Source organism: Anabaena sp. CCY 9613 (genome assembly GCF_963920895.1).
GTDB lineage: Bacteria > Cyanobacteriota > Cyanobacteriia > Cyanobacteriales > Nostocaceae > Cyanocohniella.
Genome location: NZ_CAWUDE010000004.1, coordinates 268244 through 288141, shown reverse-complemented (window position 1 = coordinate 288141; position 19898 = coordinate 268244). Strand labels below are relative to the sequence as shown.

19 protein-coding genes and 2 pseudogenes are annotated in these 19898 nt (G+C 39.8%); 11 read left to right on the top strand and 10 right to left on the bottom strand.

From position 1 onward, the window contains the following. The first annotated feature begins 328 nt into the window (after window positions 1–328). The 4 genes and pseudogenes from ACM0OT_RS06730 (at window position 329) to ACM0OT_RS06715 (ending at window position 2375) form a co-directional block, all read left to right on the top strand. Window positions 329–1216 carry an O-methyltransferase gene (locus ACM0OT_RS06730; RefSeq protein WP_414563619.1) on the top strand — a complete coding sequence of 296 codons (888 nt, stop codon included), beginning with the start codon at window positions 329–331 and terminating at the stop codon, window positions 1214–1216. A gap of 47 nt (window positions 1217–1263) precedes the next feature. After that, window positions 1264–1452, top strand: a pseudogene (locus ACM0OT_RS06725) (IS1 family transposase); the annotation flags it as partial. Between the two features lie 73 nt (window positions 1453–1525). After that, window positions 1526–1774: a hypothetical protein gene (locus ACM0OT_RS06720; protein WP_414563618.1), complete on the top strand. Its 249-nt coding sequence runs from the start codon at window positions 1526–1528 to the stop codon at window positions 1772–1774. Window positions 1775–1955: 181 nt separating this feature from the next. After that, window positions 1956–2375, top strand: a complete 420-nt coding sequence (locus ACM0OT_RS06715; RefSeq protein ID WP_414563617.1) for a DUF2267 domain-containing protein — start codon at window positions 1956–1958, stop codon at window positions 2373–2375. 80 nt (window positions 2376–2455) lie between these two features. On the opposite strand, the gene acsF is transcribed toward ACM0OT_RS06715, so the two are convergent. Further along, window positions 2456–3532, bottom strand: a complete 1077-nt coding sequence (gene acsF, locus ACM0OT_RS06710) for a magnesium-protoporphyrin IX monomethyl ester (oxidative) cyclase (protein ID WP_414563616.1) — start codon at window positions 3530–3532, stop codon at window positions 2456–2458. Window positions 3533–3983: 451 nt separating this feature from the next. Between acsF and ACM0OT_RS06705 the strand changes: the two genes are divergently transcribed. The 5 genes from ACM0OT_RS06705 to ACM0OT_RS06685 all read left to right on the top strand — a co-directional run bounded on the left by ACM0OT_RS06705 (window position 3984) and on the right by ACM0OT_RS06685 (window position 8832). Further along, complete coding sequence (locus ACM0OT_RS06705) at window positions 3984–4700, top strand: heme oxygenase (biliverdin-producing) (protein ID WP_414563615.1); 717 nt, start codon at window positions 3984–3986, stop codon at window positions 4698–4700. Between the two features lie 47 nt (window positions 4701–4747). Beyond that, on the top strand, window positions 4748–6130 hold the full coding sequence (gene hemN / locus ACM0OT_RS06700; RefSeq protein ID WP_414563614.1) for an oxygen-independent coproporphyrinogen III oxidase: 1383 nt from the start codon (window positions 4748–4750) through the stop codon (window positions 6128–6130). 413 nt (window positions 6131–6543) lie between these two features. Continuing rightward, complete coding sequence (locus tag ACM0OT_RS06695; RefSeq protein WP_414563613.1) at window positions 6544–6816, top strand: GlsB/YeaQ/YmgE family stress response membrane protein; 273 nt, start codon at window positions 6544–6546, stop codon at window positions 6814–6816. A gap of 288 nt (window positions 6817–7104) precedes the next feature. Further along, window positions 7105–7797, top strand: a complete 693-nt coding sequence (locus ACM0OT_RS06690) for a manganese catalase family protein (protein ID WP_414563612.1) — start codon at window positions 7105–7107, stop codon at window positions 7795–7797. Between the two features lie 306 nt (window positions 7798–8103). After that, a complete protein-coding gene (locus tag ACM0OT_RS06685) occupies window positions 8104–8832 on the top strand; it encodes a DUF3891 family protein (RefSeq protein ID WP_414563611.1) in 729 nt (242 codons plus the stop codon). Window positions 8833–9153: 321 nt separating this feature from the next. Here the strand turns inward: ACM0OT_RS06685 and purH are convergent, their stop codons facing one another. Then, window positions 9154–10692 carry a bifunctional phosphoribosylaminoimidazolecarboxamide formyltransferase/IMP cyclohydrolase gene (gene purH, locus ACM0OT_RS06680; protein WP_414563610.1) on the bottom strand — a complete coding sequence of 513 codons (1539 nt, stop codon included), beginning with the start codon at window positions 10690–10692 and terminating at the stop codon, window positions 9154–9156. A gap of 243 nt (window positions 10693–10935) precedes the next feature. Here purH and ACM0OT_RS06675 point away from each other — a divergent pair, with 243 nt between their 5' ends. Continuing rightward, entirely contained in the window at window positions 10936–12984 is a 2049-nt protein-coding gene (locus ACM0OT_RS06675) for an FAD-dependent oxidoreductase (RefSeq protein ID WP_414563609.1), read from the top strand. A 99-nt stretch (window positions 12985–13083) separates the two neighbouring features. On the opposite strand, the gene ACM0OT_RS06670 is transcribed toward ACM0OT_RS06675, so the two are convergent. From ACM0OT_RS06670 to cysE, 7 genes and pseudogenes are all read right to left on the bottom strand, one after another. Then, a complete protein-coding gene (locus tag ACM0OT_RS06670; RefSeq protein ID WP_414563608.1) occupies window positions 13084–13638 on the bottom strand; it encodes a (2Fe-2S) ferredoxin domain-containing protein in 555 nt (184 codons plus the stop codon). A gap of 155 nt (window positions 13639–13793) precedes the next feature. Then, window positions 13794–13997 (bottom strand): putative nitrogen fixation protein NifT, encoded by a 204-nt coding sequence (gene nifT, locus ACM0OT_RS06665; RefSeq protein ID WP_414543225.1) that lies wholly within the window; start codon window positions 13995–13997, stop codon window positions 13794–13796. Beyond that, window positions 13972–14260 (bottom strand): annotated as a pseudogene (locus ACM0OT_RS06660) (nitrogen fixation protein NifZ). Before ACM0OT_RS06660 ends, nifT begins: the two are co-directional and overlap by 26 nt. After that, entirely contained in the window at window positions 14250–15380 is a 1131-nt protein-coding gene (gene nifV, locus ACM0OT_RS06655; RefSeq protein ID WP_414563607.1) for a homocitrate synthase, read from the bottom strand. The pseudogene ACM0OT_RS06660 and the gene nifV overlap by 11 nt, the downstream one beginning before the upstream one ends. A gap of 420 nt (window positions 15381–15800) precedes the next feature. After that, window positions 15801–15998, bottom strand: a complete 198-nt coding sequence (locus ACM0OT_RS06650) for a DUF2949 domain-containing protein (RefSeq protein ID WP_414543227.1) — start codon at window positions 15996–15998, stop codon at window positions 15801–15803. A 74-nt stretch (window positions 15999–16072) separates the two neighbouring features. Then, window positions 16073–16330, bottom strand: coding sequence for an Asr1405/Asl0597 family protein (locus ACM0OT_RS06645; protein ID WP_414563606.1), 258 nt, complete (start codon window positions 16328–16330; stop codon window positions 16073–16075). Between the two features lie 2 nt (window positions 16331–16332). Next, entirely contained in the window at window positions 16333–17079 is a 747-nt protein-coding gene (gene cysE / locus ACM0OT_RS06640; protein WP_414563605.1) for a serine O-acetyltransferase, read from the bottom strand. 664 nt (window positions 17080–17743) lie between these two features. Here cysE and ACM0OT_RS06635 point away from each other — a divergent pair. After that, entirely contained in the window at window positions 17744–18595 is an 852-nt protein-coding gene (locus ACM0OT_RS06635) for an HIT domain-containing protein (RefSeq protein ID WP_414563604.1), read from the top strand. A 106-nt stretch (window positions 18596–18701) separates the two neighbouring features. Here the strand turns inward: ACM0OT_RS06635 and ACM0OT_RS06630 are convergent, their stop codons facing one another. After that, window positions 18702–19883 carry a hypothetical protein gene (locus tag ACM0OT_RS06630; protein WP_414563603.1) on the bottom strand — a complete coding sequence of 394 codons (1182 nt, stop codon included), beginning with the start codon at window positions 19881–19883 and terminating at the stop codon, window positions 18702–18704. Window positions 19884–19898: the final 15 nt, after the last annotated feature.

Below are 19898 nucleotides of genomic sequence, written 5' to 3'. Positions count from 1 at the left end.
ATACAAATTTTTATATATCTGCGGGTAGACTAGCAGCACTGACTTTGCACAAAACTAAAAATTAATCATAAATTTCTTCCCCATCTTTTCTTCAACTTTACTCATCGGTTTCTGGGGGTCTGGTTTTTTGACTTGATACATGCCTGACGGCAAGAACTCAAACTTAATGTACCCTATATATGTTTTATTTTATACTTCTTTGCTACCTCGAATTGGTCTAAAGAAGGAAGATTCAGCCTAGCCTTTACCAAGAATATATATTCTGGGGTGAAGTTGATCATCTTGAAACCTCCAAGCTAAAAGAACCTTTTAAATTGAGGATAAATTTATGCCCATCAATTATGAAAATGAAGTTTTTTACTCTCTAGAAGAATTATCTCAACCTATAAATATGTCTGTTAGAGAATTGGAGAATTTTCTTGATAATGCCGTCAGTACACATATTAATCAAAAAGAAATACGTGGTCTTACTCATATTAATAAACTTGATTTAGAAGTTATTTTTGAAAAAATCTTCTCCTTCAAAGGTATACCGGAAGATAGGGAATATAATATTCCCGATTATTTGCACAAATGTACATCTCCTTGGGCTAATACCTTAGTAAAAATGTACAAAAACAGAATCAATTTTCCGGCAGCTTTATCACCAGAACAAGGTGAATTTCTTAAAAGTATAGTTTGTAATATTAATCCTAATAATGTGGTGGAAATTGGCTGTTTCACAGGTATTTCTACCATCTGGATGGCTGCTGGATTAGAACAGATAGATAGTGAAGCAATTATTCACTCTATTGACTTATTTGATGAAATTTTGCCGTGGCTACCTCATCGCTATGGATATTTAAGCGATCCTCTGGAGTATGCTCAAGCTTCTGCATTATCTGCTGGTTTAGCACATAGAATTACATTTCATAAAATGAATTCCCTGGAAATGGGTAGAAGATTTAAAGAGTTAATTCTGCACCCAATTGATTTCCTGTTTATTGACGGTGACCACACACAAGAAGGATGTACTAGTGATTTTATGAATTTTTATCCTTTTGTTTCTCCAGGCGGATACATCATGTTACATGATATTTATCCTGAACATTGTGGATGGGATGGGCCAAGATATGTCATTGATGAGTGGCTAAGTCACAATCCTAATTTAAGTTTAGTAGAAATTAAAACTAGTCCTAATAATTTTGGTATGGCTTTAATACGTAAGTTAGCGTAAATGTAGTGGGCGTTGCATAATAGGGTATGAACATAGGGTAATAAAACATAAATTGTCCTGAATGTGGCTCTCGTCACAACCGTAAGAATGGCATAAAAAGAGGTAAGCAAAATCACATTTGTTGTAATTGTTGTCGCCAATTTATTCAAGATTATGAGCCATCAAAAACTTATAGCAATGAGATAAAAGAAGAATGTATTCGGATGTATCTCAATGGTCTGGGTTTTCGAGCGATATTAGATTCATGATTTGGGTGTACAGTTCTAATTTAGACTATATATATTGCTCAATATCTTGAAGGAATTTCTGATGACCTCTGACAAAACCGATTCTAAACAACGTTCATTTACTAAGGTTATCTATCGTTTTCTTGGGGGGACTGCACTTGGCACTCTTATAGTGCTTATCCCTATTACATATGGGACATTTAACGATTGGGGGCTGGTTCAAGCAGGTGTCGCATTATTGCTGGTTATATTGTGTGGCTTACTATCAATTGTTTGGGGCGAAAAATTTATTGACGTGGTGATGCGAATGCTGAATAGTACTGGTCTCTAAACGAGTGAACCGTGTATTTCTACAATCATAATTTAGGTGATCAAAATCAAAAAATGAAGAAGGAGCCTAACAATTCCAATGCACCCGATCACCAAGAGATTGCTTGTGAGCATTTAAAGTTATCTACGTCCGGTGATTGGGAACGTTATACAAAAATAAATCAAACGTAAAAGAGGATATTATGCCAGTACCCGCAGAATATCAGCGTGCTTCAGATGACTTCTATAGGTATTTGGTAGATGCACGCGACATAGCAGGGCTGTGGAGTACACACGTAACTTACACAATGACTCAAGGGGTCTTTCAAACGTTTCGCCGCAGGCTTTCCACTGAAGATGCAATAGCTTTTGCGAATGTACTGCCGATTTGCTTGAGGGCACTTTTTGTGACTGACTGGGATACGAATGAGCCGCAAAAGTTTTTTGAAGATCGTGAACAGATGATGACGGAAGTAAAATTATTGCGTGGGGAACACAATTTTTCTACTGAAACCGCAATTAGAGATGTAGCCACTGCCCTGAGACGACACGTAGATGAGAAAGCCTTTGATCGAGTGCTTGCCAAATTGCCAGAAGGTGCGCTTGATTTCTGGCAAGTATAACAAGCTTGTTCGTGGTTTCACCATAGAACAATGCCAAATTAACACTGAACCAAAACCTGGCATAGTCATTGCTTCTTGTTCTAATGCACTGTTTCTCGGATTGATTCGGCATCAATGGGTTTAATCAAGTAAAGTCGTAACATATGCCAAACGATCGCGGACATGGCAGGGATTTTTTGCCAGAACTTGATAAACTGGGAAGTCTGACTTTGCTTAATCTCCGCCAATTTTTGTGTGTTGACGAAACACTGTTCTAACCGCCAGAAAAATGCCGGGTGATTGGTATCCAAAATCAGCGGAAAAGCCCTTGCAGAAGTATTGTTGGTTTCTTGAATGACTTTGTTGTTGTATTTACGGGGATGTATCCCAATGGCTTCATAGAATGTCGCCCGTTCAAATACTGTGACGGTGTGGGTAACAAACACAGTTAATAAGAAGAAACGCACCCATAATCTAGCCCTCCAATTGTTCCATAATCGAGGTTGCGATCGCAGCAGGGCTTTAAAGAAATCTCCATGTCGATTTTCGTCCTGACACCAACTCTCAAATTTACGGAACAAAGGATAAAATTGGTATTCTGGATTTTCTTGCATATGGCGATGCACTAAGATATAACGCCAGTAACCAATTTTCTCTGATAGGTAGACTGTGTAGATTACCCACTCAGGCGGGAAAAAAGTATAGGTGCGATGTTTGGTTAAATAACTTAAGTCTAGTGAAAGATTAAAATCAGCCATCGACTTATTGAGAAATCCCGCATGGCGCGCCTCATCTCGTGCCATATAATTAAAAGCATCTGCCAACAGGGGATTCTTTTCTTTTAGTCTGCGGGATAATTCTTTAAACAGCAAAAACCCAGAAAACTCTGAGGTGCATGAACGCTCCAAAAAGTCAATAAAAGCACGGCGTTTTTCTCCCTCAACGTGATCCCAAGACTGCTTAAATTCTTGATCACGCACAAAGTGATGGCGGTTATAGTCAGCGCGTAATTCTTCGACAACCGCCTGCAACTCAGTCTCATTCGCGGAAATATCTAAATTGGCTACGGCATCAAAGTCGGTGGTGTAAAACCGGGGTGTTAATAATGTTTCCTGAACAGGGGCTTTAATACCTGGCTTCAGTAACTGAGGCTCTGGGGTTTCGAGAGATTTAACCATGAGACTGCTTTTATTGCTTTATCTTTTAATAGTTATATAAACATAAAATGTTATTGCAGCACATCAGTTAAATTATTGAAAAGCTATTTTAGATAAATAACCTCATAGGACAGTCCAGTTTGATTGCCAATAACTTGTAAAACGTAGCCATTATCACTCGTAGAGCCACAGAACAAGCAGTTGGTAAGTGTATTTGGTTAAAACCAGAAAAATATAAAGAAATATTAATGGCTTTATAGTTATACAAAGATTGATAGTTAAATAATTTTGTGAGAGAAAAATAAAATAGCTGGAATCTGTATCGGCGTGGGTACTTGCTAGATAGAGTGATGCAGATCCCCTTTCCACCCAAAATAACAATCATTTAACTCTGACATTGACTGTGAACTAACAGCCATCTTCAGGCGGTGACTGTCGAGAAACCTTGCGCTTGAATCTGAAGGAAGCAATCATGAGTAGCAATTTAGCCATCAAACTACGTTCTGGCACTCAAAAAGCTCACACAGCCGCCGAAAATGTGGGCTTTATGAAATGTTTTCTGAAAGGAGTTGTAGATAGAGATTGCTTTGCCAAGTTTCTCAGTAACTTGTATTACATCTACAGCGCACTAGAAGCACACCTGATGAAACATGCTCATCATCCGGTATTGGGTGCAGTTTACTTCCCAGAATTGAATCGCCAAGCCTCCTTAGAGAAAGACATGGTATTTTATTATGGGGATGACTGGCAAAAACAAATTAGCCCTTCAAAAGTTGCCCAAACTTACATTACCCGTATTGAACAATTATCTGCTAACGAACCAGAATTATTAATAGGTCATGCATATACCCGCTACATGGGTGACCTATCTGGGGGTCAGATGCTGCAAAAAATTGCTCAATCAGCCTTAAAGCTATCCGGTTACGAAGGCACATCTTTTTATAATTTTGAGCAAATCCCCGACAAAAAAGCATTTAAAGACAAGTATCGTCAGGCATTAAACACATTATCCATTAATGAGGCGATCGCAGACCAAATTGTCGCCGAAGCCAACCAAGCCTTTCAATTCAACATGCAAATGGCTGAAGAACTCGAAGGAAACTTAATCAAAGCTTTTGGTCAAGTAGTATTCCACAGCCTCACACGTTCCCAAAACCCTGGTAGTACTGAAATAGAGGCTAGAGGTTAGAAAGTTTCTTCTCAATTTCCCCACTCCCCAAATTCTCGGAGGTTTTAATGGTCTTTGTCTTGCCTGGTGTCAAATTTGATCTAAATATGATCAAAAAGTATGATACTGCTGCACCCAGATATACAAGTTATCCACCCGCTACAGAGTTAAGTACAGAATTTACTGCAACTGATTTTCACGCCGCCATTACTTCCTCTAACCACAGACAATCTCCCTTATCTTTATATTTCCATATACCCTTTTGCCAAACGGCTTGCTATTTCTGCGGCTGCAATACAGTAATTTCCAACAATAAAAATATTGCTAAACCTTATTTAGAGCATTTAGTTCAAGAAATTAAGAACATGTCAGCCTTGATTGACCCCAACAGAAAGGTGCTGCAAGTTCACTGGGGCGGTGGTACACCAAATTATTTAGATAAAGATCAAGTCAAATTCTTGTGGAAAAATATTACACGCTATTTTAATATTGATCCACAGGCAGAAATTTCTATTGAAATTAATCCCAGCTACGTTGATCAAGAATATATTTATTTGCTGAAAGAAATTGGTTTTAACCGCATTAGTTTTGGCATCCAAGATTTTAACCCCCAAGTACAAGTAGCTGTAAATCGTGTCCAGCCAGAAGCATTACTATTGGATGTCATGAGTTGGATTAAAGCAGCTCAATTTGACAGTGTAAATGTCGATCTAATTTATGGTTTACCTTACCAAAATCTCCAGACATTTCGAGAAACAGTCCACAAGACCATTGAATTAGATCCTAACCGGATTGTTGTGTTTAACTTCGCCTATATACCGTGGATGAAGCCAGCCCAAAAAAATATTCCTCAAGAAGCATTGCCTAAACCACAGGAAAAGTTGGAAATTTTAAAGATGACTATTGAGGAACTGACGAGTAGTAAGTATCTGTTCATTGGTATGGATCATTTTGCCAAACCTGATGATGAACTAGCGATCGCTCAACGCAATGGGACTCTCCAACGTAATTTTCAGGGCTACACTACCCATGCTGGTACAGAACTCTTTGGCTTTGGGGCGACATCCATTAGTATGTTGCATGATGCTTATGTGCAGAACCACAAGCACTTAAAGGATTATTATCAGGCGATCGCCGCAAATATTTTGCCAGTTAGTAAAGGCATTAAACTTACTCAAGATGACATAATTAGACGCGATGTTATTATGTGCATTATGTCTCACTTTCATTTATATAAGCAAGACATTGAAGCAAAATATCACATCAGTTTCGATGACTATTTTTTCCATGAGTTAAAGGTATTAGAACCTTTAGCTGATGACGGACTTGTCAGTATCTCAACTAACCAAATCCAAATTACAGATATTGGTAGGTTACTGGTGAGAAATATTGCTGTCGTTTTTGATAATCATAATCAAACTAGAGATAGACAATTTTCTCGGGCAATTTAGACCCAAGATGACAGCAAATGCTGAAATTTGCATTAGCATTATATGTACAATATTAATAATTGGTTGTGCTGAAATAGGATGACCAATTATTTTGACATTTTTATCGGTATTTGTCTATTTATTTATGTCTCTCACCCAGTTAAAAATGCTCTATGATTATCAGCTCATGAACAGTATAATATTGGCTTATTTGATGGTATTAAGACGTATCTTGTCATCAAATATTTACATATTCATGACTGTTTAAGTTAGTCTTTAAGAAATCCTCAATCAGAGGATATGAGTATAAATCTATATCAATTTTTATCTGTCTTTTGGATTGCAATATCTCTCTCGCCTGGTAGAAACAATTGTAAATTAGGCTTGATACTATAAACACAGTTGAAATTAAAACATTTGATTTGAGGAGTTTTATGAATATTATCGCTTGGGCTATTTTAGGATTGATAGCAGGTGCAATTGGTAAAGCGATTTATCCAGGTAATCAAGGTGGTGGAATCCTCTCCACAATGATATTGGGTATCATCGGTGCTTTTGTGGGGGGTAGTTTATTTACACTACTGCAAACAGGGTCGTTACAGCTGACTGCTGCTAGTTTAAGCATCCCTGGACTTTTTGTAGCTGTCATTGGTTCAATCGTTGCGATTTTCTTGTGGGGACTATTCACCAGAAGTAGCAGAGCTTAAGTTCCTCAGGGACTGGCAATGATTAAATGAAGAACGTATTTGGTAAATCTTCTCACACACTATTCTCTTCAACCTGTTATCTGATTGATAACTAACGGGAATCAATACGTTCTTTCAAGCTAGATGTTAGTACATCGGATTTAACGCATAGATACTGCTAGAGAGTAGTATCTAGAATGCCTTTTTGCTTCTTTGTATTGTCTCAGAGCAATCTAGAAGAAAATGTAACCTTAATTGACCGTATCATTCATTGATTTAATTTTTTAAAGATAGTTCCAGAGGCATTCTATGTTTTATCACAAAAAAGATCCCATTCACAGCGTCAACATTGGTGAACCCAATCCTCGTTTTGCTCAATTGTTGCTTGAACAGTTTGGCGGAGCCACAGGAGAATTATCCGCAGCTTTACAATATTGGGTACAATCCTTTCATGTTGAAAATGCTGGGATTAAAGATATGCTCCAAGACATTGCCATTGAAGAATTTGGTCACTTGGAAATGGTTGGTAAGCTAATCGAAAGCCATACCAAAAATGTGGATCAAACCGAGGCTTATAAAAGTACTCTCTTCGCGGTACGAGGCATGGGCCCCCACTTTCTAGATAGTCAAGGAAGCGCCTGGACTGCTAGTTATTTGAATGAAGGTGGAGATGTAGTAAGGGATCTCAGAGCTAATATTGCTGCTGAAGCTGGCGCTCGTCAAACCTACGAATCATTGATTAAGTTAGCAACTGATCAGGGTACTAAAGAGACTTTGGTTCACCTGTTAACACGGGAGATTTCTCATACCCAAATGTTTATGAAGGCTCTTGATTCTTTAGGTAAGTTGACAGACCCCATGTTTGGGAATATTCAACCAGATGAAACCGTTAATCTTTACTACAACTTATCTACAAATGGTAATGGGAAAGATGAGCGTGGCCCTTGGAATTCTGAACCAACATTCCAATACATTGCTGACCCACTTAAGCAGCAATCTTAACTAAGTAAGTTGCGACTATATAGCAGTTTAAAGACACTCGGCTAACAAAGACAGATTAATAATAATGTTGTGTATTTACGTTTTAATAACGTTAATATGCAGCATTTATTTTTATGTCATTAGTCATTGGGCATGAGTTATTAAGGAACATGAATTAAATAACATGCAAGTCTAGTTTTTGACCTCACCCCGTCTTTTACTTGCGTCAAAGTCTCCCCTCTCCTTGGTAAGGAGGGGTTGGGGGTGAGGTTCTGTAGCGAGTGCGTAAGTCCTAATTAATATGATTAACAGAGGAAGATTCTTTTTGTGATTGTTAATAGCACACAAAATGGTTGGGAAATTATTTATCATCGCGCCCATGCATTACTAGCTGCCCAAATAGCAGGACAGTGGCGACGCAAAAACGCACCAGCAAGATTATATGAAACACTGGCGGCGATTTCCCATCATGATGATCTAGAGAAGGAATGGGAAGAAGATAATCTAACAAAAGCCGGTGCGCCAATGGATTTTAACTTGAGTCAAGAAATTCAGGTTGATCCACTGGTTAAACTGGTAAAAAATGCCCGTTACCGGGGGCGGTGGGTAACTTTATTAATTTCTAAGCATATTAGCCGTTTGCATGAGCCACAACGAGGAAAACTGCCAGAACTAGATAAATTTCTAGATGAACAATTGCAAAATCAGCAAAATTTACGTGAGGAACTGGGTATTGACAAAGAAACAGTGGATGCAGCCTATGCGTTTATGCAATGGTGCGATCGCTTGTCTTTGATACTATGCCAACATGAGCTACCTGCTGATGAGCGGTTTTTGGAAATTAGCCAGGGGCCTGATAATCAACGTTATGACATCATGCAGCGTCGTGATGGCTTGATTACTGTCCAACCCTGGCCATTTGAAGATCAGGAGTTTACAGTTAACGTAGAAGCTTGTGATGTATCGCAAGTAAAATTTGATAGCAACGACGAACTGACTCAAATCCTCCAGGAAGCACCCATTAAGGTGCTGGAGTGGAATTTCGTCAAAAGTTAAATTTATCTGCATTAAAAAGCGCCTGGGAGTGTTGCCGTGTTTCCACCCCAGGCGCTTCTTATTCTTAACTTGCTCCTCACACACTACTTGAAGATATCATCTAATGTCAGTAATGGCAAGTATACACAGTGACACTTTTCTAACTGTACAATTCTTCAAAGCCAATTAAAAAGCGTCCGGGAGTGTGGCCGTGTTTCCACCCCAGACGCTTTTTATTTTTAACTTGCTCCTCACACACAACTAGAGAATACCAGCATTTTATGAAAACACAAGTATTGAATGTGACACTTTGCTAACTGGCACAAGCTAGCTGAAAATAATTTAGTGTAAAAAGTGACGTATACCAGTGAACACCATGAGCAAACCTAGTTCATTAGCAGCTTTGATGGAATCTTGATCTCGTAAACTTCCCCCCGGCTGGACAATGGCAGTAATACCTGCGGCTGCGGCTGTTTTCACGGAATCATCGAAGGGGAAAAAGCCATCACTAGCGAGAAAGGCACCTTGAGCCTTTTCACCAGCTTGTTCTAAAGCGATTTTCACCGAGCCAACGCGATTCATTTGACCAGCACCTACACCCAGGGTAGTGCGATCGCCTGTGACGACGATAGCATTTGATTTAACATGTTTACAGACTTTCCAAGCAAATAGTAACTCTGCTAACTCATCAGCAGTGGGTTGACGTTCAGTTACCACTTGCCATTGACTAGTATCCGCCACAGCATCATCGGCTGCTTGAACAAGAAAACCCCCGGCGATGGCTTTGACGGTATCTTTGGGGCCACTACTTAAATCTGGTGAAATCAAAATCCGCACTTTGGATTTTGCCGAGAGAATTTCTTGGGCTTCTGCGTCACAACCAGGTGCAACCACACATTCTAAAAATGTTCTAGTTAACTCGTTGGCCGTCGCCGCATCAATGGGACGGTTAAGTGCCACAATTCCCCCAAATGCAGAAACAGAATCAGCATTAAAAGCTTTTTGATACGCCTCTACCAGCGTATTACCCTGGGCTACACCACAAGGATTGGTATGTTTAATAATCGTAGCGCCTGGGGTATCGGTAAATTCAGAAATAATCAGACGTGCAGCTTCTAAATCTACCAAGTTGTTATAACTCAGTTCCTTACCTTGCAATTTTGTCGCCGCCGCCCATCCTGTGGGAGTCGTCCCCGTTTGATACCAAGCGGCTGGTTGATGGGGGTTTTCACCATATCGCAGAGATTGTAATTGCTGTCCAGAAAGATTGTATTGCTGTGGTAAGGTATCTGGAGATTGTTGGCTGAGGTAAGCTGCTATGGCTTGGTCATAGCTAGCAGTATGCAAAAAGCCTTTTAAAGCACATTTTTGGCGAAACTCTAAAGATGCAACACCATTGTTTTGCTGTAATTCCTGCAAATATTCGTCATACTGTGCCGGATCACATAATACTGTGAGGTGGGCAAAATTTTTCGATGATGCCCGCAGCATCGCTGGGCCACCGATATCAATTTGTTCTACAGCATCAGATAATGTTACCCCTGGTTTAGCAATAGTTTCCTCAAAAGGATAAAGATTGACTACCACTAAATCAATCGGGCGAATTTGGTTATTTTCCAAATCTGTAAGATGTTGGGGAATATCCCGCCTGGCCAAAATGCCGCCATGAATACGGGGATGCAAAGTTTTGACTCGACCACCTAAAATCTCTGGAGAACCCGTGTAATCTGAAACCTTAGTCACTGGTAGTCCCGCATCCTTGAGGGTTTGGGCTGTTCCCCCACTGCTGATTAAATCAAAGTCAAATTCTTCCACCAAGCGTCGGGCGAGGTCAACGATACCAGTTTTGTTAGATACACTCAGCAGTGCTAGACGCGCCATGTTTTAGATCCTCAATGTAGGCTGTGAAGCGAAAGATCATCAGTTTTGCACAAGCCTTGATTCACTTCAAGACCAGATGACAGAACTAATATTAATCCTATTAATCCTCGCTATCTTAATGAAGCACTTTTGACTCTCAACGCACTGGCTCGTTTTGATAATAGCCTAGAAAAACTTGTGATCAACATTTATCAGATGCTAACGTCTACAAGTTGATGTAGGATTTTAAAGCTTTCACTAATTATGAAACGTAGACATCAAGTAGCTTATAGTTTGACAACGCTGATCAGTTTCAGTTTAATATCTACGTACTTCGTACCCCATGCGGCAATTGTCGCCGCACCACCGAGAAACCCAGACAGAACCGTAAATTGTGAAATTTTAGTTGTGGGTGGTGGACTTTCAGGTGTAGCAACAGCTTACGAGGGGTTACTAGCAGGACGCAGAGTTTGTCTTACAGAAATTACCGATTGGTTAGGAGGACAAATTTCTTCCCAGGGGACATCTGCATTAGACGAACGACCAACCCAGCGTAGTCAGCAATTTTATTCTCGCGGCTATTTGGAATTGCGAAACCGCATTCAAAGTAAGTACAGACAACTTAACCCTGGTGATTGCTGGGTAAGTGACTCTTGCTTTCTTCCCCGTGATGCCCACACCATTATGACGCAGATGCTGAAAGATGCGGAAAAAAAGGGCAGGGGCAAGTTAGAATGGTTTCCCAATACAGTAATTAAAGATTTAGAAATTACACCTTCTACCGTTGATGGCGGGGGACAATTAATTAGTAGTGCGATCGCAATTCAACATCAACCAGTCCCAGGCGCACCACCTTTAAATACCTTCACATTAGCTCAAACTATTGAAGATGCCTATCGCTACGAAAGCTCATCTCGGTTTAGCAAAAATATTATTCGCTTAGTTCCCCAGCAAAGTAAAGGTAATGCTCCTAAGTGGTATGTTGTCGATGCTAGCGAAACCGGGGAAATTATCGCCCTAGCTGATGTTCCTTACCGATTAGGTATTGATGCGCGTTCCTACTTAGAACCTTCGTCTTCTAATACCCAAAACGATCCTTATTGCACCCAAGGCTTTACTTACACCTTTGCAATGGAGGCGACTCAGGGACCGCAACCGCAGACAATGCCTCCATTTTATTTACAGTATTCACCATATTTCAGTTATGAATTATCAAGATTAGCCAACTTTGACTTAGTTTTCACCTATCGCCGCATTTGGAGTCCCCAAAAAGGACAACCTGCAACCTTCGGCGGCGTCAGGTTTTCTGCTCCCACACCAGGGGATATTTCCATGCAAAACTGGACTTGGGGTAACGACTACCGCCCAGGCACAGCCCAAGATAACTTAGTTTATACTCGCCAACAGTTGCAAGCTACTCGCCAGTTGCAATCAGGTGGCTGGATGGGGGGACTACGGACAGAAACCCTCCGCAAAGGTGAGGAAAACGCCCTTGCTTACTATTACTGGCTAGTAGCTGGGACTACAGATTCCCAACTCGGTAAGGATGTAAAGCGACAACAAACAAATAACCGCTTTTTATCTGGGCTAAATTCCCCAATGGGGACAGCGCATGGCTTATCAAAATATCCTTATATGCGCGAAGGAAGACGTATTATTGGCCGTCCCAGTTGGGGACAACCTGACGGTTTTACAATTTGGGAAATTGATATTTCTCGCCGCGACTACAATGATGAATATTACCGCAAGACCTTACCAGCAGCTATGTACCGCAGACTACAAGGCGCATTGGCAGGTTTGGAAGCAGTATCTGTAATTACAGGACAAAAGCCCCCCGACCAAGTAATGCGGCGGACTCGTTCTACCATCTTCCCTGATGCTGTGGGTATTGGTCACTACGCTATCGACTTTCATCCTTGCATGGAAAAAAGCCCACCAGAAGCCCCAGGTAACAGAGAACGTGCTGGAGAACGACGGGGTGCAGGACAAGCTTATCCGTTCCAGATAGCTTTGCGGGCCATGATTCCCCAAAAAATTGACAATTTGCTTGTGGGGGGTAAAAGTATTGCTACCAGTCACATTGCAGCGGCTGCCTATCGGGTACACTCGTTTGAATGGTCTGCTGGTGCGGCTGCGGGGACTACGGCTGCTTTCTCCTTGAAAAATCAAGTTGCACCCTATGAATTAGTCAACGATTTACCGAAGCCGGAACCGCAATTACAAGCCCTCAAACGTTTGTTAGAGCAAAATGGCAATCCTACGGCTTTCCCCGATACTTCAATTTTTAACGAAAATTGGGAAAATTGGCGATAGAGGCTTAAAAAGCCTATTATTTCGGACAATGTGATGAATTTTTTGCCCCTTCCCTTGTAGGAAGGGGTTGGGGTTAGGTTCCGTCGAACTGACGTGGATTTAGCTAAGACCTAAATTATTGAGGTGATTTTCTAGCAGAGATGCGATCGCCTCTGGATGCATTTTTTTGTATTTCTTTTTACCAAGCTCCAAAACACAGTTGGGGGCGCTGCTGCATCGTTTTTGGCAGCCGGTATGCTCGATTTTGACTTTATCTAATAAGCCGCGATCGCATAAGGTTTTTTCTAAGTCTGATAATAACCCTTTACCGCCACGCTTCAGGCAGCCAGATTTTTGACACACCATGATTTTGGCTTGCGGTTGGGAAGGTAATTTCTGATTTGGGCAACCATCAAGTGATGTGATTTGATGAGCTTTGAGTTTAATTTCACCTGTGTGAGGGTTTAATTTACTGATACCACAAACGCTAATTAAATCACCAGGCATTAAAGATAAACTTAAAGGACGACGCAATTCTTTAGGCAGTTTAACTCGGACATTTCCAGAGGAAATTGCTAATTGCAAGTATTTACATTTCCCTGGTTTGTCACCTACAAAACCTAAAAATTGTCCTTCCAACTTTAATTCCGATAAACTCAAGTATTTGTCACCCATTTCAGTAATTCACCATTCCAAATAAAATAATAAACCCCACGCTGATGGGGGGAGAGAAATTCGTAATTTGCCGTTTCTTGCTCTAGAAGAAGAAGGTAAAAGGTAAAAAACAAATTTTTCCTGATTCCTTCTTTCTTGAATATCTTGTCAGACTTTTAGGAGAGGCGTTTAGCTTCTACAGTTAAAGGTAAACTTGCTGTATCTGGTAATTCCCGAAATTCTAATTCCCAACCATTTGCTAAAGTGAGAACTTTTCCATCGTTACTATCTGTTTGTTTAACTACTTCTTCTTCCAAGTCTTTTTTGGCAACATAGGCAACCAAATTTCCCGCATCATTCATCCTTAGCATTACTTTCATGAATTTTCCTCAACCGCTTCTAGTTCTCTTTTCCGACAACCAACAACGAACCCTTTCTCTAAAAAATGCACTGCATAAATATAGGAATTTTGTAAATAAGTACCTATACTTGCTATGTAGCCAATATCTCCTTTATTCCCTAAAACCGCCCCGACTTCTTGACCAGCAAACGTACCATCGTTTTTGATCAATTTGCGAAGTCTGACTTTTTGCCCGATTTCAAAAGCAGGCGGTAAATTTAGCTCTAACTCATCAGGTTGCATGAGAATACCTCTGTTCTTTTACCAAGTCCAAAAGTTCTTCTACGGTCAGACTGCGTTTTTTCTTGACCGATTGCTGACGCACTTTATTCAAAACAGATTGGGTTTCTTCTGGGTTCAAAAAAATACCATGTTGCTGTAGCAAACTAGTAACTAAATGTCTGCCAGAATGCTTACCTACCACTAAGCGCCGTTCCCAACCTACTTCTTCTGGTGCAAATGGTTCGTAGGTGATGGGGTTTTGCATCACACCATGAGCATGAATTCCCGACTCATGGGCAAAGGTATTTTCACCTACAATTGCTTTCCAAGGTGGAACATGAGAATTTGATGCTGAAGCCACCAGTTGTGATAGTTCTACCAACCGGGGTGTATCAATGCCTAAATTGATACCGTAGATGCGTTTAATGGACATGACAACTTCTTCTAAAGCAGCATTTCCAGCTCTTTCACCCAATCCGTTAACTGTGGTATTTACGGAAGTTGCGCCAGCTTTGATACCAGCAAGGGCATTGGCAGTTGCCAACCCAAAATCATTGTGGGTATGAATTTCTAGGGGAATGGACAAAGCCGAAACTAATCCCTTAACTTTGGCGTAGGTGCTAAAGGGGTCGAGAACGCCTACGGTGTCGCAGAAACGAAACCGGGATGCGCCCCATTCTTGAGCATATGATGCTACATCTAACAAAAAGTTGGGATCAGCTCTTGAAGAATCTTCACCGCCTACTGCTACCCACAGACCTTGATCTACGGCAAAGCTAATACAATCTTTAAGTTTTTGTAAGCTTACCCGACACTGACCATTAAATTTAGAAGCAATTTGAATCCCCGAAACGGGTATAGCAATATGTACTCGCTTCAGTCCGCAAGTGATAGAAGCCTTAATATCTGAGATGACAGCGCGGTTCCAGCCTAGAAGTTTGGCTTGCAGTCCCAAGTCGCAAATTGCTATAATTGCCTGTGTTTCCGCTTCACCCATTGCCGGAATCCCGACTTCTAGTTCAGGGACACCAATGGCATCAAGAAATTTAGCGATCGCTACTTTCTCTTCAAAGGTAAAAGCCACCCCGGCCGCTTGTTCACCATCACGTAATGTAGTGTCATTAATTAAGATTTCATTCATCTCAAACATCCCTCTTAGGAATCTGTCGGAATCTGGTTTCTACTGGGAAAATTATTTACCTGCAATTGCTGGTAAGGGTAAATGCCTAATACAAATGCTGAATGATGAATGGTAAATGCTATAAACTCTCAGATTTAATAGTTCATCTTCATGATTATTAAATCTTAGCTAAACACAAACACCATATCTGTATGGCATAAAACCAAATGTAGGTATAATTTAAGAATTACTTTTACTATTGCTAAATCAGGATTTATCGAATAGCCAATAGCTAAGGTAGCTATTAACAAATCCTAAACTCAGCAAAATAGTAAATCCGGCAATGAAGGTAATAATCATGGGGCTTCCTCGTATAATTACAAGTGGTTTACTTGTTGTATGTGACCGGGATAACCTACTAAAAGCTAAACTAAAAAGCTCTTAGTTTTGCTCATCTAGCCAATCTAAAATTCGCTCTAGTTGCTCTAAGTTAACTAGGCCATATTGCCAAAGCAGCATTGGTAATGGCCCATGATCAAATTCTCGATGTCGTAGCGCTACAGCAATATCTGCATTTGTAAGTTCGAGTTCCTGATGTAAAAAATTGATAAATTTTCTCTCACTGTTACAGATTGCCATAATTGAGAATTACAAGTTGTTGATTGAGGAAATAAGTACGTGTTTATTGTTTGTGGTTCTGGTTTACTGGAGATTTAGCACTCAGAACTATAATTCCAGCAACGTTCTAACCATTCGACTAATTCATGGCGAGAAGCTAAACATTGCATCACGGTACTGCGGATGAGCAGCACTTCTAGCAAATTATTCACCTTGACCCGCAAAGAACCATCAGGATGACAACAACAGGGAATCATCAATTCTTGTAAACGCCGACAAATGCGCCAGCGATCGCATAACGGAATCTGCAAAACTTGTTCACTTAAGGGGTCAGAACTGTTAGGTGGGAACATGATTAATGATCCTTGGTTAAGAGTTCTTTGTCCTGGGTTGGAGTCTTCAGGATTTGCAGTTGTTGTTCTAGTAGTTCGATGCGGTCAAGCAAAGACTTAATTACAGTCGCTTGTTCGTCGGGTAGTTTTCCGTGTTCTAGGGGACAGACATTAGTGCTTTCTTTACGAGAAACAATGCGTCCGGGAATTCCCACCACAGTAGAATCGGCGGGGACATCGCGTAATACAATGGAACCTGCCCCAATACGCACGCGATCGCTAATGTGAATATTGCCTAAAACCTTCGCCCCTGCACCCACGACGACATTTTTACCCACAGTGGGATGACGTTTACCGCTTTCCTTACCGGTTCCGCCCAGAGTCACGCCCTGATAAATCAGTGTCAAGTCTCCGACAATAGCAGTTTCACCAATCACCACACCCATCCCGTGGTCGATGAACACACCCCTACCAATCTTTGCACCTGGGTGAATTTCAATACCTGTGAGAAACCGACCCAAATGAGAAATCAGACGAGGAATGAAACCCACTCTCCGACGGTGTAACCAGTGGGCGAGACGATGCAAACAGAGTGCGTGCAACCCTGGATAGCAAAACACCACCTCTAGCCAATTACGTGCGGCTGGATCGCGTTCAAAAATGATCTGAAAATCACTTAATAATGGCTCAAACAAACCACCAAAAAGTAAATTCGCCTTTGCTTTAGTTGCTGTTTTGCAATTATTGATACTATCTAATGACTGTTGCATCGGTAGTGTCTGCTTAAAAAGCCATGTGCTATTTTTCTGCTTATATCAGGTGACTCCCAACAGGACAGTACAGTCAATGCCGATTGGATTTATTGGATTAATTACATTTGTACTCAACCACCTCAAACCCTGATTTAAGGTAAATTTAAAATTTGTCTTAGGGTAGGGGTGCTAGTGTTTAATAATGGGGGTTCTGGTGTTTTTAGAGTAGGGGTGACAGAATTTTTGTACTCACTACAAAAAACTTTACCTGTAAGAGTTTGCAGCGAATTAGGCAAGTTATTTTGCAATATATTAAGTTGTACTCACTTGCTCGCAAAGATGAGGTAAAAGGGGTATCAAATCAAATATCTGTATACCCAGCTACGATTACTATTCTATGATTTGGGTGCATAAAAACAGTCTTTCTTTATTTTGTTTTAGGATTTCTTGTCTGTGTGTAACTATACGTTTCTTAATAATTAGAGGCTAGAGACTAGAAAAGTCCACGGAAAATCTAACTTCCAAACCAGGAATTAAAAGTCTCTCTCCTGCGAGGAGAGAGATTTAGAGAGAGGTTTTCTAGATACCGTAAACTAAATGTTGGATAAATTTTGCTTTAAAAACCATCCCCAATCCCCAATAACTATGTGCTATGACAGGGTGACATAAATCTACCAAATCCATGAAACAGCAAAAAAATCTATTTAGCCATCTCACGGCGATAGAAAGAAAATACCTGTCATTCCCAGCCCAATTGTTATTACAGCAAAACCTCCTACAAGGAAAAATACTAGATTTTGGTTGTGGCTTGGGTAATGATGTGAAAATTTTACGCCAAAAAGGATTTGATATTACAGGTTACGACCCTTATTATTTTTCTGAATTACCTGATGATAAATTTGATACCATAATTTGCTTTTACGTTTTAAATGTTGTGTTTCCTGAAGAACAAGCTAATATCTTAATGGAAATATCACATCTATTAAAACCAGAGGGTACAGCTTATTATGCCGTGAGAAGGGATATTAAAAAAGAAGGATTTAGAGAACATTACGTCCATAAAAAACCTACATATCAATGTATAGCTAAACTTCCCTTTCAATCTATTTACCTAGACGAAATGCGGGAAGTATATAAATATATCCATTATAATCGCCAAAGAAATTCATCTAATTATTGTATATTTTGTAATCCCCATAGAAATTTAAAAATATTAACTGAATCAGCAACTGCTTATGCTATTTTCGATGGCTATCCCATCAGCAAAGGACATACTTTAGTTATTCCTAAGCGTCATGTAAGTAATTATTTTGATTTACCATTTAAAGAACAATCCGCTTGTTGGTTTATGGCAAATAAAGTACAAGAGATTCTCAAAACAGAATTTGCACCTGATGGCTTTAACGTCGGCATAAATATTAATCGAGAAGGCGGGCAAAATATCATGCACACCAGTATTCATATCATCCCTCGTTACAAAGGCGATACCGTTGGCAAAAGCGGCATCAGAAAAGTTATTCCCAAAATGAAATAGCATAAATAAAAAGCTCGTAGTGAGGAATTTAGTCCTCTCTTTTTTTTGTTTATTATATGCTTAATTGAATTTTTTTCTAAATAAAATGTTAGTATAAATATATCTTTTACGCCTCTAATTTTGCCAACTGCTTCTGAGCAAACTCCCGTACTTGCCCATCTGGATCATTTTCTGCTCTGTTACGTAACAACGATAAAGTCATGGGATTTTGAAGATATTGTTTGATAATTATCTCTAGTGCTTTTTGACGCGGGTTTTGTTCAAAATATTTATGTATATCTTCAGATTGATATATATCTTTATCTTCTATCCGTTTGAATGTGTCTTGGAGGGTAATATTATAAAAAAAATCAAACATATTAGGTTCATCCTTCCATCCTTTTACTAATTCTTCTATTGCTTGACATCTTACACTTGATAACTTATCTATTTGAGCGCGTTGTTTGAGAAATGCTAGAGTAAACAAGTCTTTTTTAAAATGGCGTGCTAAAGCTTGTAATGCTTCGCATTGTATATAATCGCATTCGTCCTCAGAAGCCAATGTTTTTAGCCAAGGGAGAGTTTCGGGATCTTCTTTAAAATGTCGTGCTACTGCTTCTACTACTGCTTGTATATTTATCTCACCTCCATCCTCCATACACTCATTCTTTAACCAACGGAGAGTGTTAGAATCTTCTTTGAAATTTTTTGCTACTGTTGCTATTGCGAAATATTGCACTATATCCTCAGAATTAAAAGCAAGTTGTTTAAGTGTAGGTAGGGTATTTGGATCTTCCGTCCAAACGTCTCCAAATTTTTCAACTGCTTTTTTATTAATATCAATTATAATGTCTCTTTCATCTATCACATCATCTATATCAGAATAATACTTAGGATGGGTATATGTGTAATTTATTAAATTTTTCATACGTTTACATAGTTGATTACTTATTAAATTTATTTCATTTCTATTTTTTACTTCTGCCAAACAATCCGCAGCCAAAAATATATTAGCAAATTTTCTTGACTCACCATCTTGCGCCATTAAATAATCGATAATTTCGCCAACAAACTTCGCCTCAATCATTCCAGCAATTAACAGTAATACTTCATGCCAAGTTTCATCTTGCCAGTGCTTGCCAAAAACTTCAGTTTTTAAATCTTCAATTTTAATACTACGTTTCTTCTCAAACCGCCAAACAAACTCCCAAGCACAAAAATATTCTAAAAATGTCCGATGCACAAAGGCATAATAATCTGCACCCAAAAAACATAACATAAAGTTACGAGTCCGCAGTTGATTAATCATCACTCGCGCAGCATC

Coding starts and splice junctions, on each gene's coding strand:
- ACM0OT_RS06670 (WP_414563608.1), bottom strand. CDS start 13,638: ATGGGTGACAAATACTTGAGTTTATCGGAATTAAAGTTGGAAGGACAA.
- nifT (WP_414543225.1), bottom strand. CDS start 13,997: ATGAAAGTAATGCTAAGGATGAATGATGCGGGAAATTTGGTTGCCTAT.
- purH (WP_414563610.1), bottom strand. CDS start 10,692: ATGGCGCGTCTAGCACTGCTGAGTGTATCTAACAAAACTGGTATCGTT.
- nifV (WP_414563607.1), bottom strand. CDS start 15,380: ATGAATGAAATCTTAATTAATGACACTACATTACGTGATGGTGAACAA.
- ACM0OT_RS06720 (WP_414563618.1), top strand. CDS start 1,526: ATGACCTCTGACAAAACCGATTCTAAACAACGTTCATTTACTAAGGTT.
- hemN (WP_414563614.1), top strand. CDS start 4,748: ATGGTCTTTGTCTTGCCTGGTGTCAAATTTGATCTAAATATGATCAAA.
- acsF (WP_414563616.1), bottom strand. CDS start 3,532: ATGGTTAAATCTCTCGAAACCCCAGAGCCTCAGTTACTGAAGCCAGGT.
- ACM0OT_RS06730 (WP_414563619.1), top strand. CDS start 329: ATGCCCATCAATTATGAAAATGAAGTTTTTTACTCTCTAGAAGAATTA.
- ACM0OT_RS06695 (WP_414563613.1), top strand. CDS start 6,544: ATGAATATTATCGCTTGGGCTATTTTAGGATTGATAGCAGGTGCAATT.
- ACM0OT_RS06645 (WP_414563606.1), bottom strand. CDS start 16,330: ATGTTCCCACCTAACAGTTCTGACCCCTTAAGTGAACAAGTTTTGCAG.
- ACM0OT_RS06690 (WP_414563612.1), top strand. CDS start 7,105: ATGTTTTATCACAAAAAAGATCCCATTCACAGCGTCAACATTGGTGAA.
- ACM0OT_RS06705 (WP_414563615.1), top strand. CDS start 3,984: ATGAGTAGCAATTTAGCCATCAAACTACGTTCTGGCACTCAAAAAGCT.
- ACM0OT_RS06650 (WP_414543227.1), bottom strand. CDS start 15,998: ATGGCAATCTGTAACAGTGAGAGAAAATTTATCAATTTTTTACATCAG.
- cysE (WP_414563605.1), bottom strand. CDS start 17,079: ATGCAACAGTCATTAGATAGTATCAATAATTGCAAAACAGCAACTAAA.
- ACM0OT_RS06635 (WP_414563604.1), top strand. CDS start 17,744: ATGAAACAGCAAAAAAATCTATTTAGCCATCTCACGGCGATAGAAAGA.
- ACM0OT_RS06630 (WP_414563603.1), bottom strand. CDS start 19,883: ATGATTAATCAACTGCGGACTCGTAACTTTATGTTATGTTTTTTGGGT.
- ACM0OT_RS06715 (WP_414563617.1), top strand. CDS start 1,956: ATGCCAGTACCCGCAGAATATCAGCGTGCTTCAGATGACTTCTATAGG.
- ACM0OT_RS06675 (WP_414563609.1), top strand. CDS start 10,936: ATGAAACGTAGACATCAAGTAGCTTATAGTTTGACAACGCTGATCAGT.